Here is a 16,266-nt window from a genome sequence, read left to right on the forward strand (position 1 = left end):
TCACTTGGCAGGCTTTTTTTGTCCTCAAAGCAGACGCAGCGCCAATGTGTGCAGGTCACACTCTTGAAAACTGGGCAATTCTCCGCACCATGGCGCTGAATGTGTTTCGCTTACACAGCTTTGCCTCTATCACTCAAGGGATTTGGGGGGCTACCCGCAGATCCAAACGCAACCGAGACTTGTATCGAACTCACATTGAATTAGACACAGTATTGTTAAATGAAAAATTGTCGAACTGATGAAAGAGAGATCGCCTGATCGCTCTCACAAAGCTCAATCATTTCAAATTCGCGGGAATCGTTTTCGGAACCGTCCAGAAGTACACATTCGTTCCTTTCACGTTCACCACCCGATCGGGCTTCCAATCTCCCATATCAAACGCATGAGATACAATCCGCGTTCCTGGTTTGAGCTTCAACAACTTCGAGCGCAGTTGCAAATTGATGCGCGGTAATAGATAAAGCGTAATCACCGATGCCTTGCTCAAATCTGTCTTAAACAAATCTTGCTGAGCAAACTTCACTCGATCGCTCACTCCCGCTTTTTTCGCGTTCGCATTCGCTTCCTTAATGCGTTCTGGATCAATATCCACTCCAAATCCGCGTGTACCAAATCGCTTAGCCGCAGTGATGGGAATGCGCCCATCCCCGCTTCCTAGATCATAAAGCACATCCTTCTTGCCTACCTTTGCCACCTTCAGCATTGCATCGACTACCTCGGTTGGTGTCGGCACATAAGGCACATCTAACTGTGGTGTTGAAGGTTGATTTTGCTTTTCTGGATTAGCAGTTTGCGTCTGAACTTGATTCTCTGTCTTCGGAATCAGATTAGCGACTTGCGAACAGCCAGCGAACATTAAGCTAAAAACTCCAGCACACACCACTAAAGGACGAACAATCATTCTGATTTCTCCTAAAAACGATCGAACCTACCGACGCTGCCAATATAAAACGGGAATTCCTAGCGCGACCACAATCACACCCGCGATCGCGCCCACTTTCACATACTCCAAACTGGAATACAGCAAATAAACACAGATACTACAAAACAAAATCGGTGTAAGCGGATAAAACGGCACTCGAAACGCACTCGATCGTCCCGGTTCCTTAAAGCGCAGGATGATTAACGAAAAGCCAACCAGCAAGAAAAAGAACCAAAACACCGGAGCCGTATAATCTACCATCGTTTCAAAGCCTTTCCGGGTCAAGCTCCCTAACCCAACCAGCAGAAGCGAGATCGCACCTTGAACCAACAGTGCCGGAATCGGCGTATTCTGCCTCGACTGCCACTGCCCCAGAAATCGAAACGCATTCGAGTCTTGTCCGAGGGCATAGTTTGTCCGCGCTCCGGTCAGCACAGTCGCATTCAATGCACCTAATGCTGAAACCGCAATCAGCAAACTAATAAACACAACTCCCGGCTGCCCAAATGCCCGACGCATCAAATCCGCAGCCACCGCAGGCGAATTCGCCATACCTGCGGCTCCCAAACCATGCAAATAAGCAAAGTTAAGGGCAACATAGATCGCGGCAATAATGCCAATGCTCCAAAAGAGCGATCGAGCAATATTCCGATTCGGATTACGAATCTCGGCTGAAATATAAGCCGCCTCATTCCACCCACCGTAGGACAGCAGCACAAAGATCATCGCCATGCCCCAATCTGTCGAAATTTTCGCGTCTGTTACGATTTGCGGCGCAGCGCCCGAAGTCGTCAAACCTGCAACAATCACCAAAACCAGTCCCAGCACCTTTGCCGCTGTCAGCCAGTTCTGAACGCCTTTCCCCTGGCGCAATCCCAAAATGTTGATCAGCGTGAATAGCACGATCGCGCCTGCCGCATAGATCGATCCAGAGAAAGCACCCAGCGGCAAGATCTCAGACGCATAATCTCCAAACACATAAGCCAACAGCGCGATCGATCCAGTTTGCACCACCATCATGCGTGCCCAAGCAAATAAAAACGCGATCGCGTTTCCGTAAGCCCGCTGCAAATAGTAATAGTTACCGCCCACATGCGGATAAGTCGTGGCTAATTCGGCATAGCACAATGCCCCAATCAGCGAAACCACTCCCCCAGCAATCCAAGCCAATAGCACAGTTAAATTCGTGCCCGTATTGGATGCAACCAGCGCAGGAGTCTCAAAAATTCCCGCTCCGATCACAATACCGACAATCAGCGCTACTGCATCAATTACGGTTAGAGCGGTTTTTGGGCCGGGCGGCTGTTCAGCGGTCGAAGGTGCGATCAGCTCTGAATAATCTGAAGAGTTAGGAAACCCCATAGTAATACCTAGTTAAAAACCATCACCAGTCGCGCAAACATTAAATCTTTGGGTGAAATTCTCGAAATTAAGGTTTCAAGGGATTTTAGTTCGCTGACGTGGCAAGTGCGATCTAACGCAAGGCATAGGTCGACAGAGCTAGACGATTTCAGTTTGTCAATCCGTCTTGTAGAATCTCTGCTGGGTAATATATTTTTAAGGAGAAAGATCTATTATCTTATCCCTGTCCAGAAACGTTGCTCAAAAAACTATGGAACCGATCGCACCTCTGCATCTAGCCAGTAAACACAAGATGCTTCATTCCAGATCTATGAAGAACTCACGCATTGCGAATCTCCAAGTTTTGAGTGCAATCGCTGGATGCACCCTTGCTGGGCTCATTGTTAGCTTTGCCTCGGCTGCAACCGCACAGCTTGTTCTTCAAGAAGGAGACTCAGGCACAGCCGTTAGCACCCTACAAGATCGCCTCAGAACCTTAGGCTGTTATGACGGCGAGACGACCGGATTCTTTGGATCTCAAACTCGTGATGCCGTCATTCGATGTCAAGAGCAACGTAACATCACACCCGATGGCATTGTCGGAGCCGAAACCTATCGTGCTCTCGAATTGGGCAATCCCGAACCAGGAACTGGGTCTAATCAATATGGCGATCGATTGCAGGTTGGCGATCGCGGTGCAGGAGTCGAAGAGTTACAGCGCCGACTGCAAACACGCGGCTACTACTACGGTGAGGTTGATGGCGTTTTTGGTCAAGAGACGCAAAGCGCAGTCATTCAACTTCAGCGAGATTCTGGTCTTTCTCAGACCGGCGAGGTGGATGCTCAGGTTTATGCTGTACTTGATGGTTCGACACCGCCAGCGCCCACGCCTGATGTGAGGAATGGACTCCAATTAGGCGACCAAAACTCACGAGTAGCAGACCTCCAACAGCAATTGAATCGCCTTGGGTATTCGCTTCCGGTCACAGGCTATTTTGGCACCCAAACTCAGCAGGCGGTTTTGAGCTTTCAACAATCGCGATCGCTGCCCCCAACAGGGAACGCTGATCCAGAAACCTTGCGGGCGATTCAACAAGCAGCAGGCGGTTCAAGCACTCCTTCAAACAATCGCCGCTATTCGGTGGTTATTCCCTTTACCGATTCTGCTTCGTTTAATCGAATTCAAGCTGTGATTCCAGATGCCGTTCCAAGACAGAATCGCTTAGGAAATTTCGTTCGTGCAGGCAGCTTCACCACACCAGAAGAGGCAGAGCGTCAAGTGAATATCCTGCGATCGCGGGGCTTAACCGATGCCCGCGTCGTTTTTGAATAACTTTTGAATAGCTAGAGCGGCAGCAACGATCGCTGACAGGTCGGACAGACCGCATGAATCGTCAACTGGCAGTCTAGAATGTGGTACCCCTCCTTCTGAGCTGCTTTTGTTCCGGTTTTGAGAATCGAATCGCTTTTAAATTCGATCGTCTTATTGCACCGCACACAAATCAAGTGGTGATGATGATGCGGATAGGGCTGATTGATTTCGTAGTGCTTGTGACCTTCTGCCAGTTCGAGTTCACGCAAAACGCCCATCCGTGACATCAATTTGAGAGTGCGATAGATGGTCGATAAACTAATCCCCTCGCCTTTCGTCTGAAGCTCATGATAAAGATCCTCAGCGCTGAGATGTTGACCTTCAGGAAGTTTTTGAAACACTTGAAGAATCGTTTCGCGCTGCGGTGTTAAGCGCCATCCCTTTTCATTCAATTCAGCCTTGAGCGAAGCACTGGTGTAAGTAGGAGCGTTCAACATTGTCAACAAAGCCTCCTTTCTTGAGAATCATAGCATACAAAAAAAAGAGGCGACTTGCAATAAGTTCGCCTAATTGAGAATATTCTGCAATTGTTGGGGGTTAAGCCCTTTAGCTGAGCGATTCTAGATAATCGCGCACTCGGTTGCGGCGCTTCGGTTGCCGAAGTTTTTGCAGCGCTTTTGCTTCAATCTGTCGAACTCGCTCTCTGGACAATTCTAGAGCGCGTCCAATCTCTGCTAACGAGTAGGGTTGCCCATCGCTACCCAAGCCAAACCGCATCTGAATTACATCTCGCTCACGAGTCGTTAGATCCGCTAGAAGTTGCAGCAAATCGCGTCTCAACGATTCGCGCATCAAGGTTTCTTCGGGCGTAACTTCTTCCGTTTCGAGCAGATCGCCTAGCTCAGTGTCTCGCTCTTTGCCAACTTTAGTTTCGAGCGATACGGAGCGCGGCACCTTGAGCAGGACTTCTCGCACTTGAGGCGGCGACATTTCTAGCTCCACTGCAATATCTTCGATCGTCGCAGTACGCCCTTTTTCTTGCGAAATTTTGCGTTGAGCTTTCTTGATTTTGTTGAGCTTTTCGGTGATATGAACGGGGAGCCGGATGGTGCGGCTTTGAGTTGCGATCGCGCGGGTAATTCCTTGACGAATCCACCAATACGCATAGGTGCTGAATCGGTAGCCTTTTGTTGGATCAAATTTTTCCACCGCTCGCTCTAGTCCCAGTGTGCCCTCTTGAATCAGGTCAAGCAGTTCTAAGCCGCGATTTTGATATTTTTTGGCAACAGAGACTACTAGGCGCAAGTTCGCATTAATCATATGCGTCTTGGCTGCAAGCCCCTGGTTGAGTATCTGATCGAGTTCGGCGACCGTGAGATCTACCACTTTTGCCCAGTGCTGCTTGCCTGCTGCTAACATCGGCTTCAAGTCTGCAACGTCGATCTTGGCTTCGGTAGCCCACCGTTCCAGGGAGGGGCGGTGCGTCAGCGTCGAAACCAATCGATCGCGGACATCGATCAACTCCACATATCGACGAATGGGGGCGCTGCCTTTGGCAGCAGCATCGTTGCGCTGTTCCAGAAGTTTCATATAGCGCTGCACTCTCTGCGCTTCAGACACTTCTTCATCGCGTCCGAGCAAGGGATAGCGCCCGATTTCCTGTAGGTAAAGTCTCACCAGGTCGGTCGTCTTCCGTCCAGCGCCGTACAGTCTAGCTTGTCCTGCTAGTTCGGTTTCGAGTTCAGTCAAATCTGCATTCGGATCGAACTCTGGCGAGATCGGCGAAGGCTCCAGGATGGAGGGATCAAATTCTGCATCAGCGTAGAAAGAAGGTGCTGGCATCATGTTCCTTTGTGCGCTATGTGGAAATCGTTCGGTCGGTTGCTTCACTATTGTTCCCGTAGTCTGGGACTCAGGAACAGGGTCGGGAGTTCCAGGAAACGTTGAAACCACGGAAGCTGAAACGCTAAAGGTATGCGATATCAGAAAGGGCTTCGCGTGAAGCTTCTACTGCCTTAATACAGGGAAGTAGGGCTGGAATTCGGAATTTATGCAGGTAAAGTTTTGTACAAAAGCAATTTCCCTCAGCATAGTCAAGTGTCAAAGCGTCTGCCGTGATGGAGATCAGAGTGTGTTTTGCCTAATATCACTGGCGGTCATTTGTAAAGTTTGAACTCATTGACTTCATGCTTCAGTGTCAAGCGCGACTAATCCGGACGATCGTAGGGCTTCAAACGTGCTGCCCATTTTGGCTTCTTCGGGCACGAAAATAATAAATCCGTCTCGTCCGCGTGTGAGTAAAACTCGATAACTATTGATTCGGAGTTGCAGCGGATTGCGAACGTTTTTTTGGGATTTAGTCATCATCCAAGCGCCATTGCTCCAGATCAAATCGTCACCCCAACCAACAATAGGAAAATCAAGTTCTAAGCCTTGGCAGCTAAATTCTGTAACCACGCGATCGAACGCACAGCAAGATGTTTCCGAGTCAGGCGGATCGATATACCAAGCGCCGAGATTGAGTTTTTGAGTTGAAATGTAGTCGTTTCTAATTCCGTATTTCACTAAGTTGCGCGATCGTGAAGAGGCAACTAAACCATAACGCTTATCTGATTGGTCTTCGTAACGCGATCGACAATAGTTTTTTGCGGTTTCAAGATCGCGAGTGAGATAACAATCAAATCCTTCTGAAACTAACAAAGACATCACTGATTTAGCTTGATCAATTTCGCCATTGAGAACATAAGTAACCCAGGTTTGAAGGTGCTTAGCGAGATGCGATCGCAAAGAAGTGGTGAGATTTAATAAATCATTGGTGTAGGTTGTCGTCTCGAAATATTTCGCTTGCTCAGTAGAACAATGAACCTGCCAAGGCTCGATCGCACTCTTTAAGCCCTGATCCCACTGCTCAATTCCACCCTCCTCGCCCACATGAATCGTTTGCCCTTCACCAATTAAGCCAAGCAACACACACCAATCAGGAACTCGCTCACAGATTCGCAAAACTGCACCCGGAGCCGCACGGGTAATGCCGTATTTTTCGGACATACGATCGGCATCCCAAGCTCGCTGAGCCTCATCAAAAACGACAATATGTTCTCGCGCCGCCGTTTGACGACGCACTTCGTGCTGGAGGTAAAAATTACGAATCTCCCGCACAAAGGCTTTACTTTGAAGCGCATATTGGAGAACTGTAATTAAGGGACGGTTGCCGGATAAAAATATGGCTGGACGATCGCGCTCCGTCTGATACACAAACTGCAATCCTACGAGCGTCTTTCCGGCTCCCGGAACCCCTGTGATCAAAATTAAGTGCCGCTCTTTTTGCCGAGAAGCGCGATCGACAATTTGAGCCAGATAGTCCAAAATTTCGGGAATATTTGCGCTTTGAGCGCGTTTAATACTAGGCAGCGGTTCTTGCTGAAAGATCCGCCGCGCCGCATCAATCACCGTTGGGAGCGGTTCATAAGATGAATTAACCCAGCGATCCGCATCAATTTCCGGTTGTATTTCGACTAGCGTTTCTAAGTAGGTTGAAATTTGCTTTGGATTTAGAATTTGAACTGCATTGCGAGTTGTATTCTCTTTTGTGTAGCGAGTCGGAATCAGAATTGCAGTGACAGGATTGTGAGCTGATGCTTGATGATACTCGGCAAGATCCCGCCTATAAGCAGCGACTTGATCCAAATCAGCCGTTGAAAGGGCTGATTTCTGTTTGAACTCAAAAACAAGGATCTGCCCCGCTCCCAGCAGCACCAGATCCGGTCGCCGCCCACCTTCTCCAGGCAACTCATACTCGAATATTAATGTCCAAGACTTACTATCAGGACGAGTATTCAGGAGCGGCTCAAGCTGCGATCGCAGAATTTCGCCACATTCGTCCCACGCTTGCCGCTGCGTTCCTGCGGGCTGCTGGTGGTATAACGTTTGATAATTCGTCGCTAGCGTTTCTAGCCAATTGGCGGTAGGACAGGCGAGAAACGCAGCGATCGACCCAAACCAGCCTGAATGGATACACGACATACGGCACACAAAAACAAAGGGGCGGTTCACGCCCCCAGTTTATTACCGTAATTCACCGATTGTCAGCTTTGCCATTCTTGGCTCAGGAGGAAAAGACATCTCTTCAATTTCTCCAGGTTGACCTAGCGGTTTGGCTTGGCTTTCGTTAAACGTCACAATCACACCGCCCGCATTTCCAGCTCGCACCACGACTTGCCGATCAGCCGTCCAAGTCCGCTGAGCGCCCTTCGGCAGTTGTCCTTCATATTCCACCTTGCTGTCTGCCATCACGCGCACCCAAGACTCCTCGGTGAGCGTTACACCAACACGAACAGGCTTGTTAGCAGTGGAGGTCGGGGCTTCGTGTTTCCAGTCTGTCTTGAAGCTCGGTTGCTGCCTTGGAGGGGTTGGGCCCATTGGCGCAACCGATGCAGGCGGTTGCTGCATTTCAATGGCAGCGATCGAAGTCTGAGCGGAGCGATTGAGAAAATAGGACAACCCATTCACTGCGCCGACAATCAGCGCCATGTAGATTAAGTACAAATGAATGGGGCGCAACTGTGCTCCCGGTAGCGATCGCCAAGATGTCCGAATCGGCTGCACGACAAAACCAGTCGTCGGAAACTCGCTGGCAAACTCTACGCCGTTCAGCCCGATCGCGCCCGCATATTGGCGAATAAAGCTATGGATATAAACGGGCTCTGGCAGTTCTTCAATTTTTCCTTGCTCAATCGCTCTCAACAAGCGCGGCTGAATACAAGTGGTTCCCGCCACGGTTTCGAGTGAGATGCCTTGAGCTTCGCGACGATCGCGGAGTCGATTACCTAACTCTGCCAGCCGCTCTGCTTGCTCTCGATTGGTTGGGAGGGTTTGCTTTTTCATCTGCGCTGCTCCTTCGTCTGTGCTGGCAACTTCTCTAAGGGTGGGTTCATTCCCTGCTTCAATACACGAATTTCAAAGTCTTCTAATGGTCGATACTGCCCCGCTGCTAAAGCGGGCTTGCCTGATAGGTGGAGTTGAATGTCTCCGATCGCGCTCCGGTGTAGCTGAAGCACAGGGTGCCCCAACTGTTCGGCGACTCGGCGAATTTGACGATTTCTTCCTTCACGAAGAATTATACGCAATAACGTACTAGACGGAGTACGGCGTAGAACCTCAACAGAAGCAGGTAGGGTTTTTCGGTGATCCAACATAACCCCTTCGCGCCAGTGTTGTAGAACAGAGCGCGAGACTTCTCCATTGACCCAAACCTCGTAAGTTTTAGGAATGTGATGGCGGGGGTGAGTTAAATAGTGGGTTAACTCGCCATCGTTCGTCAACAATATCGCCCCGGTTGATTCTACATCTAATCGCCCGATCGGATGAAGTCCTTGTCCTTGCCGCAATGATTTTGGTAAAAGCTCAAGAACAGTTCGCCGATCGTGAGGATCATCGCAGGTTGAGATGATCCCTGCTGGCTTGTTCAGCAGCAAATAAATCAGTTGCGGACGCTCGGTGGCTTGAATCACCTGTCCGTCAACTTCAACGCGATCGCAGGCGGGATCAGCCTTTTGACCCAACTCAGCAACTACGCCATTTAGCTTGACGCGCCCGTCCAAGATCATCTGTTCCGCCTGCCGACGCGAGGCGATTCCCCATTGTGAAAGAATTTTTTGTACTCTTTCGGGCATAGCGCAGCCTAAAGCCTGAAAAACGGTGGGTTTCGGAGGAAACTGTGACAATTGTCTATCTATCAAATTGTCTATCTATCAATATGTACAAATATTACATGAGTCTGGATTCCGCAAAATGTCGGAAAGACTGCCTCATTCGGAATTCATATCCGCTCTCAGGGAGTGATAAGTATTCATGAAGAGTGAGACTTCGCCCTTATCGTAGAGCTTTCACAAGGTAGAACCAGTTGCAGCCATGCACCACCGTCAGGATGATTTTGGGCGCGAACTGTCCCTTGATGTGCCTCCACAATTTGACGCACGATTGCCAGACCTAACCCGCTACCACTGGTCAATTGGGTCGCTGCTTGGCTCTGAGTTGGGCGTACCCGCGATGGATCAGCGCGGTAAAAGCGATCAAAGATGTGCGCGATCACCTCTTCGGGGAATCCTTCGCCTGCATCAATGATATCAACCTGAAGTCGGGGCTTTGACTGCTCTTGCAGCGTTGTCTCAACGCGGACGATGCCCTGAACGGGGCTGTATTTGAGGCTGTTATCAAGCAAGTTGAGAAAGACGCGATACATACGGGCTTCATCGGCTCGGAGCTTCACAGATTCTAAGCCGCTGTAGTGCAGTTGCACTTGTTTTTCGCAGGCAAGCGGTTCTAAGCTTTCCCAGGCAGAATAAATCAGTTTGACCAGATCGATCGAGGTTAATCGCAGCCGTTGAGTCGGATTTAGGTCTAACTGGCTGAGATCAAGGAGATCTTGCACTAATCGACTGAGGCGAATGGTTTCATTCAGTAAGCGATCGATCCAAGCCCGATTCGTAGGATCTAAGCGGGCTTGTAGGGTTTCAGCGACGAGGCGAATCGAGGTCAGGGGCGTTCTGAGTTCGTGGGCAACATCGGATGTCCAGCGGTCACGCTGTTGGACTAAGTTGACTGCCTCTTGACGATTTTCTAGAAAAACACCGACTTCGCCCTTGGAGAGCGGAAAGGCAAGCCCGCGAATCGGCGTGGATCGTGCCTGCGACAGATCTTCTGCATCTGCGGAAATCGGATAAAACATCCACTCGCGCTGATGGAGTTGATTGCGATCGCGAGCCTTTTCAATCAATGAGTCAAGTTCGTAGGATCGCACCAGCTCTAAGAGCAGCCGAGGCGCATAATCATCGCTTTGATGAATGCCTAGCATTTGAACGGCAGCGGGATTGCACCAAGTCAGTTGATTTTCGTCATCAACTTGCAGATAGCCGATCGGCGACAAGCTGAGAATCTGCTTCCATTCTTCGAGCGTGCGTTCTAATTGCTCAATTTGCGCCTGATGATGAGAGATCATCATCGATAAGCGAGAGGTGACCGACAAATCAATCTCTGCTTCATCGGGAGGTAGATTTTTGGTCAGGCGATGAATACGGGCAGTGAGTTGGCCCCGATACACCGTGAAAGGAAGAATCCCGATCGCGAGTCCAGCCAGAAACCAAAGAACAGACACAGGCAAAACGTGGCTAAAGGGCGGTAGGAGATAGCTTCTCTCTGCTCTAAGCTTAGCCGAATCGATAGCCAAAACCCCGGACAGTCACCAAATACTGAGGATTACTTGGATCAAGCTCTAGCTTTTCCCGTAGCCAGCGAATGTGAACATCTACCGTTTTACTTTCGCCCACAAAATCGTGTCCCCAAATTTTCTCTAACAGTTGATCCCGTGACCAAACGCGCTTCGGATGCCTCAGGAAAAGCTCCAACAGCTTGAATTCTTTCGGTGAGAAATTCACGACTTCGCCTCGAACCGTCACCCGGCATTCTTGTGAGTAAATCGTGACATCCTGAAATTGCAGAGTGGGACTCGATTGAGCAGGCTGGAACTGCTGATGACGGCGCAGCAAGGCACGGCAGCGAGCAACCAATTCGCGCATTCCAAACGGCTTGGTGAGATAATCATCGGCTCCCACCTCTAGCCCAACGACGCGATCGGTTTCACTCGCCTTGGCGCTGAGCATCAAAATCGGGACGCTGCTTCCTTCGCGCCGCATCCAACGACAAATATCTAATCCATTCACATAGGGCAGCATCAGATCCAGGATGATCAAATCTGGCATAGATGATTTGTCGGAGTCCTGGCTTAGAGCCGTTTGCAGGATTTCTAGGGCTTGACGACCATCAGTAGCAGTGACCACCTCATATCCTTCGTCGGACAAGGTGAGCGCGATCGTGTCGCGAATCGTCTCTTCATCATCGACAAGCAGAATTCGTCGGATGGAAAGTTTGGATGCGGCAGTTGTAGCGTCAGTCAGGAGCGTTGTCTGCATAAAAAGTGCGTCTCGACTTGTCGGCAAGATTCTACCATTGATCCAGATCACCGTATGGGTTTATACAGTTTCTCAAGATTTAATGACTAATCAGTAACCAAACTGGAATGGTCGCCAAAATCGCGATCGTACTCAAAGCAATACTACTCGCTGCTAAATCGTGGTCTAGATTGTACTCCTCCGCCAGAATCAAACTTGCAAACGCACTGGGTACTCCTGCCATGATCGTCAAAGACAGACGAGCATCGTAATTTAGTCCCAGAATTGCGACCGTGATCGCGACTAAGCTCGGCAAAATCAGTGCTTTGAGCAGTACCGGAATTGTAGCTGTTTTTAGGCTGGCGATGCCGTTGAGTTGAATCAGGCGCATTCCCATCAGCAGAAATGAGGCGGGAATGACAAAGACAAGCGAGGAATGCACGATCGTCTCACTCCACTCCGGAAAGGCGATCGATTGAGTGAAATACGCAGCAGCAAATGCCCAGAGCGTCGGAACCGTAAGAATATCTCGCAGCAGCGTCCAGATTGTGCTTTGAGCTTCTGCGCGACCATAATGGCTCGCTACTAGAACACCAATACCATAAGTTCCAATTAAGTTCTGGGTGACGCTGTAGAACACTGCCCAACTCAGATCCCCGGTGCTAATTAACGCAGGAATTAACCCTAGACCGACAAAGCCTGTGTTTCCGATCGTCGAAGCAATCACAAACGTTCCTTGAGCAGCCCGATCCATCGGCGGCAACCAGCTTTCGATCGCACCCAACCAAGTTGGCTTTGCTTCAGTTCTGAGCCAAATTAAAAGCTGCAATGTGAGCCAGGCAAGGGTCAGTCCTGTTCCCAACGTCGCGATCGTCACCGCAGGCGCAATCCCTACGTGGGTTGAAAAGTCAGTTTCTCGTACCAGGGAAAAAATTTGCCACGGTACGCCCACCCAATATAAGCTCCGCCCTAAAAATCGTGGAAACGATAGAGGCAAAAATCGAAATAATAAAGCACCCACCCCAGTCCAGAAGATTAAGGGGGTGTAAGCGTGAACCAAACTTGCGATCATGCCCTTGCCACCATCGGGCGCTACTCCCTGCACTATCGTAACGGATCGATCCTGCAAATAGCGCATTTAATTAGGACGGACATTTTTAACCCAAAATTACTGCCAGTCTTTGATTCGCCACTGATTGTCTTGGCGTACTAAGGTGTAGCGCACCAACATATCTCGATCAGTCTGTACGTCACCAGGGTTATTTCCGGCAAAATATTTCCGCACCTCAGTCACGGTTGCTTTTACGGTCGCCTGATTCGGGTCGGTTGGACTAGCTTCAACGCTTTGCACTTTAACTGCGTGGTCGTATTCGATGTATAAGTTCTCACGCTTCGTTTCTTCGATGTTCTGCTGCCATTCTGTAAGCTTCGGATCAACTAGCACCTGAGCCAGTTTTGAGCCGTCGTAGTTTTTTCCCATTGCCGCTTTCTTTGCATCAAGCCAGGTTTCTACCACTCTCTGAGCGAGACTTTGGTCGAGATTGCCTGAAAGGGTGACGGGTTGAGAAGAAGGCTGTAAGTTGACGATCGGTTGATCAAGCTGCACGGGAAGCGCTTCACTTGCCGTTTGAGCCGATGGATTCATTAGCGCTCTGAGTGCCCGAATCATCAAAAAGCCTAGTCCCATCGCCAGCGCGACTCCTAAAAGTAGCACAATCCAGCGCGATCGACGATTTTCTCTCGGTGCTTTTGCTCTAGGCACATTTTGATCCGGCGCGTGATAGCGAGAGGAGGCAGAACGGTCGCGCCCGTTGCGACCACTGCGCGACGATCGAGGAAGCGCTGAATCCCCACCATTGGTGCTGCTTCTTGGGGAGCGTTCTGAAACGGAAGCTTCTGCAACACCTGTGGTTAATGTAGCGGTTGCCGAGCGATAGCCGCCGATGTTCTCCTCAACTGGAGTCGTGCGTCCATTGCGAGAGGGAGCGATCGTCGAGCCGTAATTTAACTCATGATGCACCAGTCCCTGCTCTGCCAGTGACCAGTCTGTCACCCATTCCCCGTCCGCAGGCAGTTCTTCTAAGTAAGCTTGAACCTGCTCATCGGCAAAGTAATCTTTGAGTAATGCTTCTCGTTTCGCCAAATCCCGAAAATGAGGAAAAACCTCTTCTTGTAGCCAGCGCTCAGAATAGAGACACAATCCCGGTAGAAGATCCGGTGCGCCTTGGGAGTTTTCGCGAATAAATGCCAGCGGCTCGTACTCCTGCGACAGCTCAAGCACGCGACTGGCTTCCTCGGTTTGTCCGAGCAACAGAGCGCAAACCGATTGTTCAAGATGGACATCTTGCCGACTGCCGAGTCGGAATAACAACAATTTTGCTCGACGAATCAGCGCAGGCTGATGATCCGCGAATCCTCGCGCCAACAGAGCGTAGACTGCAAGATAAGTAGCGACGGCTGACGGACGACGAGACTCTTCTTCAAACAAAGCCTGCTGCTCTGCTGCGGTTAAATATCCCCGCAACTGCTGAATAAACCGCAAAAAATCATCAACGCTTAAGCCAGACTGATCATTGCCTGCGCCATCGATGCCACTCCGCTCACGCAGCATATCTTTGAGCAATCGCAACCCCTGTTGACGATCGCCGCCCTCTTCATCCGGCGCTGCCAGTAGTTCTAGAATTCGGTAAGGACGCAGCTTAAATAAATCCGCTTGAATTTCGCCCCGTACCCCCGCAAACAATCCCTCTCGTAGAAGCAGTTCCTGCCCCGTTTCCAGCGCCTCTGCTGCATTTTCATACTGTCCTTGCTGCCACTGCTCGCGACCGAGTTCTAAACAGGCAAGCGCGATCGTCAGAACAATATCTGACAGCACAATGCGGGGATCACCAAATCGACCATCCCGAATCGAGGAGGTTCCACTACTGAGATAAGGTCGCCCAATCTTTAGAACTAATTCGTATTCGCCTAACTCTTGCAGAATTAATAGCGCTCCAATCAAATGCTGATCGTCAAGTTCGATCGTTGCGGCATCTGCATCTTCCTCGTATTGAAGGCTCAGCAGTTTCTCATCAATTGATTTACGTTGAGCTGGGTCAGCGAGCAAAGCATACGCCTGATCGAGCAAATCTCGGCGAGTGGCGATCGCAGCTTCAGAATACTCACGGCGGGGCAACTGTAACGTGCGATCGCGATGAGCTTGCTTCAACTGGTCTGCCGTTGCTTGCATTGGTAGACCTAGAATCCGGTAATAGTCGAGCGGTATACGCACAGTTCACGTCCCCAGCAGTAGATCGAGGTAAGGAAAATCGAGAGTGACGATCGAATTGACAGACATCATACCTTGTCGGTGCGAAGTCAGCAGCGTCGGTGGGCGTAACTTGGAGACTGTCATCCTAACAATAAAAGGATTTGCAGATGGATAGAACCTCAACAAGGTAAATAAATCTTGAAGTTTATCCATCTTTTGCAGTGCATCTGTTACGGTTTCCGGCTTGCTACATTTGATCTTTGATACGTCAGGAAGGTATTTTAGATTAGATTATTCAGAATAGCGCGTGATTCTTTGCGCAGGTTTCGCATTCACTTGTTCGATCTGGGGTTATTGCAGCGAGGTTAATTAATTCTCATGGTTCAAGAAAGAGCATTTCCGGCATTTCAAACCGTCCCCGCGCAAGTGACCCGCGAGGAAGGCTTAATGCTGTATGAGGATATGGTATTGGGGCGCTTCTTTGAAGATAAGTGTGCCGAAATGTACTATCGCGGCAAAATGTTCGGATTTGTGCACTTATATAACGGTCAAGAAGCGGTTTCAACCGGCGTGATTCGGGCGATGCGTCCAGGCGAAGATTATGTCTGTAGCACTTACCGCGATCACGTTCACGCGCTCTCGTGCGGGGTGCCCGCCCGTGAAGTGATGGCGGAATTGTTCGGCAAGGCGACCGGATGCAGCAAGGGTCGCGGCGGGTCAATGCACTTATTCTCAGCAGAGCATCGCTTACTCGGTGGGTTTGCGTTCATCGGGGAAGGAATTCCGGTGGCGACGGGAGCGGCGTTTCAGTCGAAGTATCGTCGCGAAGTGATGGGTGACGAAAGCGCCGATCAGGTAACGGCTTGCTTCTTTGGGGATGGCACCACGAATAATGGACAGTTTTTTGAGTGCTTGAACATGGCGGCACTGTGGAAGCTGCCGATTATTTTCGTGGTTGAGAATAACAAGTGGGCGATCGGCATGGCGCACGATCGAGCAAGTTCTCAAACCGAGATTTACAAGAAAGCGAGCGTTTTCGGGATGCCGGGGTATGAAGTGGACGGAATGGATGTGTTAGCCGTTCGCGGCGTTGCCCAAGAAGCCGTAAAACGAGCGAGAGCAGGTGAAGGTCCGACTTTAATCGAGTGCTTAACCTATCGCTTCCGGGGGCATTCGCTCGCTGATCCCGATGAACTGCGATCGAAAGAAGAAAAAGAAGCATGGCTAGCACGCGATCCCTTGAAGAAATTCTCGTCGTACTTGATCGAGCAAAATCTAGTGAAGCAAAGCGAACTCAAGGATATTGAGAAGAAAGTGCAAGCCTTGGTCGAAGATGCGGTGAAATTTGGATTAGAAAGCCCTGAACCTGATCCGAGTGAACTGTATAAGTACATTTTTGCAGAGGATTAATCGAGGTTTTGCCGCATTCAATCATTAGGTGAATGAGTTTGATTGTCGGTGTTGCCCAACGGATAGAGACGCAATTGATTGCGTC

Annotated in this window: 13 protein-coding genes; 2 read left to right on the plus strand and 11 right to left on the minus strand. The window is 50.0% G+C overall.

Annotated elements, in window-relative coordinates; translation table 11 throughout:
- Positions 1-277: 277 nt before the first annotated feature.
- Together NC980_RS02015 and NC980_RS02020 are read right to left on the minus strand one after the other, a co-directional pair.
- A complete protein-coding gene (locus NC980_RS02015; RefSeq protein WP_190378797.1) occupies positions 278-901 on the minus strand; it encodes a methyltransferase domain-containing protein in 624 nt (207 codons plus the stop codon).
- 27 nt (positions 902-928) lie between these two features.
- A complete protein-coding gene (locus tag NC980_RS02020) occupies positions 929-2,284 on the minus strand; it encodes an amino acid permease (protein ID WP_190378798.1) in 1,356 nt (451 codons plus the stop codon).
- Positions 2,285-2,594: 310 nt separating this feature from the next.
- Between NC980_RS02020 and NC980_RS02025 the strand changes: the two genes are divergently transcribed.
- Entirely contained in the window at positions 2,595-3,596 is a 1,002-nt protein-coding gene (locus tag NC980_RS02025) for a peptidoglycan-binding protein (protein ID WP_190378799.1), read from the plus strand.
- An 11-nt stretch (positions 3,597-3,607) separates the two neighbouring features.
- Here NC980_RS02025 and NC980_RS02030 read toward each other — a convergent pair whose 3' ends face one another.
- From NC980_RS02030 to NC980_RS02070, 9 genes are all read right to left on the minus strand, one after another.
- Positions 3,608-4,072 carry a transcriptional repressor gene (locus NC980_RS02030; protein WP_190378800.1) on the minus strand — a complete coding sequence of 155 codons (465 nt, stop codon included), beginning with the start codon at positions 4,070-4,072 and terminating at the stop codon, positions 3,608-3,610.
- Between the two features lie 109 nt (positions 4,073-4,181).
- Positions 4,182-5,417, minus strand: coding sequence for an RNA polymerase sigma factor SigC (sigC, locus tag NC980_RS02035; protein WP_190378801.1), 1,236 nt, complete (start codon positions 5,415-5,417; stop codon positions 4,182-4,184).
- A gap of 342 nt (positions 5,418-5,759) precedes the next feature.
- Positions 5,760-7,598 (minus strand): DNA/RNA helicase domain-containing protein, encoded by a 1,839-nt coding sequence (locus NC980_RS02040; protein WP_190378802.1) that lies wholly within the window; start codon positions 7,596-7,598, stop codon positions 5,760-5,762.
- Between the two features lie 42 nt (positions 7,599-7,640).
- Positions 7,641-8,459, minus strand: coding sequence for a RodZ domain-containing protein (locus NC980_RS02045; RefSeq protein WP_190378803.1), 819 nt, complete (start codon positions 8,457-8,459; stop codon positions 7,641-7,643).
- On the minus strand, positions 8,456-9,247 hold the full coding sequence (locus NC980_RS02050) for a pseudouridine synthase (protein WP_190378804.1): 792 nt from the start codon (positions 9,245-9,247) through the stop codon (positions 8,456-8,458). Before NC980_RS02050 ends, NC980_RS02045 begins: the two co-directional genes overlap by 4 nt.
- A 176-nt stretch (positions 9,248-9,423) precedes the next feature.
- The gene (locus NC980_RS02055) at positions 9,424-10,728 is read right to left on the minus strand and encodes an ATP-binding protein (RefSeq protein ID WP_190378805.1); all 1,305 of its coding nucleotides are present in this window, start codon (positions 10,726-10,728) and stop codon (positions 9,424-9,426) included.
- Positions 10,729-10,780: 52 nt separating this feature from the next.
- A complete protein-coding gene (locus NC980_RS02060) occupies positions 10,781-11,542 on the minus strand; it encodes a response regulator transcription factor (RefSeq protein WP_190378806.1) in 762 nt (253 codons plus the stop codon).
- Positions 11,543-11,621: 79 nt separating this feature from the next.
- A complete protein-coding gene (locus NC980_RS02065) occupies positions 11,622-12,626 on the minus strand; it encodes an AEC family transporter (protein WP_347272967.1) in 1,005 nt (334 codons plus the stop codon).
- A gap of 63 nt (positions 12,627-12,689) precedes the next feature.
- A complete protein-coding gene (locus NC980_RS02070) occupies positions 12,690-14,792 on the minus strand; it encodes an IMS domain-containing protein (protein ID WP_190378807.1) in 2,103 nt (700 codons plus the stop codon).
- 357 nt (positions 14,793-15,149) lie between these two features.
- Between NC980_RS02070 and pdhA the strand changes: the two genes are divergently transcribed.
- Positions 15,150-16,181, plus strand: coding sequence for a pyruvate dehydrogenase (acetyl-transferring) E1 component subunit alpha (gene pdhA, locus NC980_RS02075; protein WP_190378808.1), 1,032 nt, complete (start codon positions 15,150-15,152; stop codon positions 16,179-16,181).
- Positions 16,182-16,266 lie beyond the last annotated feature (85 nt).

This window comes from Leptolyngbya sp. AS-A5, assembly GCF_039962495.1.
Lineage (GTDB): Bacteria > Cyanobacteriota > Cyanobacteriia > Leptolyngbyales > Leptolyngbyaceae > Leptolyngbya.

Bases quoted from the DNA above. Each gene is read 5' to 3' on its own strand.
- NC980_RS02025 (WP_190378799.1), top strand. From the start codon at position 2,595: ATGAAGAACTCACGCATTGCGAATCTCCAAGTTTTGAGTGCAATCGCT.
- NC980_RS02060 (WP_190378806.1), bottom strand. From the start codon at position 11,542: ATGCAGACAACGCTCCTGACTGACGCTACAACTGCCGCATCCAAACTT.
- NC980_RS02020 (WP_190378798.1), bottom strand. From the start codon at position 2,284: ATGGGGTTTCCTAACTCTTCAGATTATTCAGAGCTGATCGCACCTTCG.
- NC980_RS02040 (WP_190378802.1), bottom strand. From the start codon at position 7,598: ATGTCGTGTATCCATTCAGGCTGGTTTGGGTCGATCGCTGCGTTTCTC.
- NC980_RS02030 (WP_190378800.1), bottom strand. From the start codon at position 4,072: ATGTTGAACGCTCCTACTTACACCAGTGCTTCGCTCAAGGCTGAATTG.
- sigC (WP_190378801.1), bottom strand. From the start codon at position 5,417: ATGCCAGCACCTTCTTTCTACGCTGATGCAGAATTTGATCCCTCCATC.
- NC980_RS02015 (WP_190378797.1), bottom strand. From the start codon at position 901: ATGATTGTTCGTCCTTTAGTGGTGTGTGCTGGAGTTTTTAGCTTAATG.
- NC980_RS02050 (WP_190378804.1), bottom strand. From the start codon at position 9,247: ATGCCCGAAAGAGTACAAAAAATTCTTTCACAATGGGGAATCGCCTCG.
- pdhA (WP_190378808.1), top strand. From the start codon at position 15,150: ATGGTTCAAGAAAGAGCATTTCCGGCATTTCAAACCGTCCCCGCGCAA.
- NC980_RS02045 (WP_190378803.1), bottom strand. From the start codon at position 8,459: ATGAAAAAGCAAACCCTCCCAACCAATCGAGAGCAAGCAGAGCGGCTG.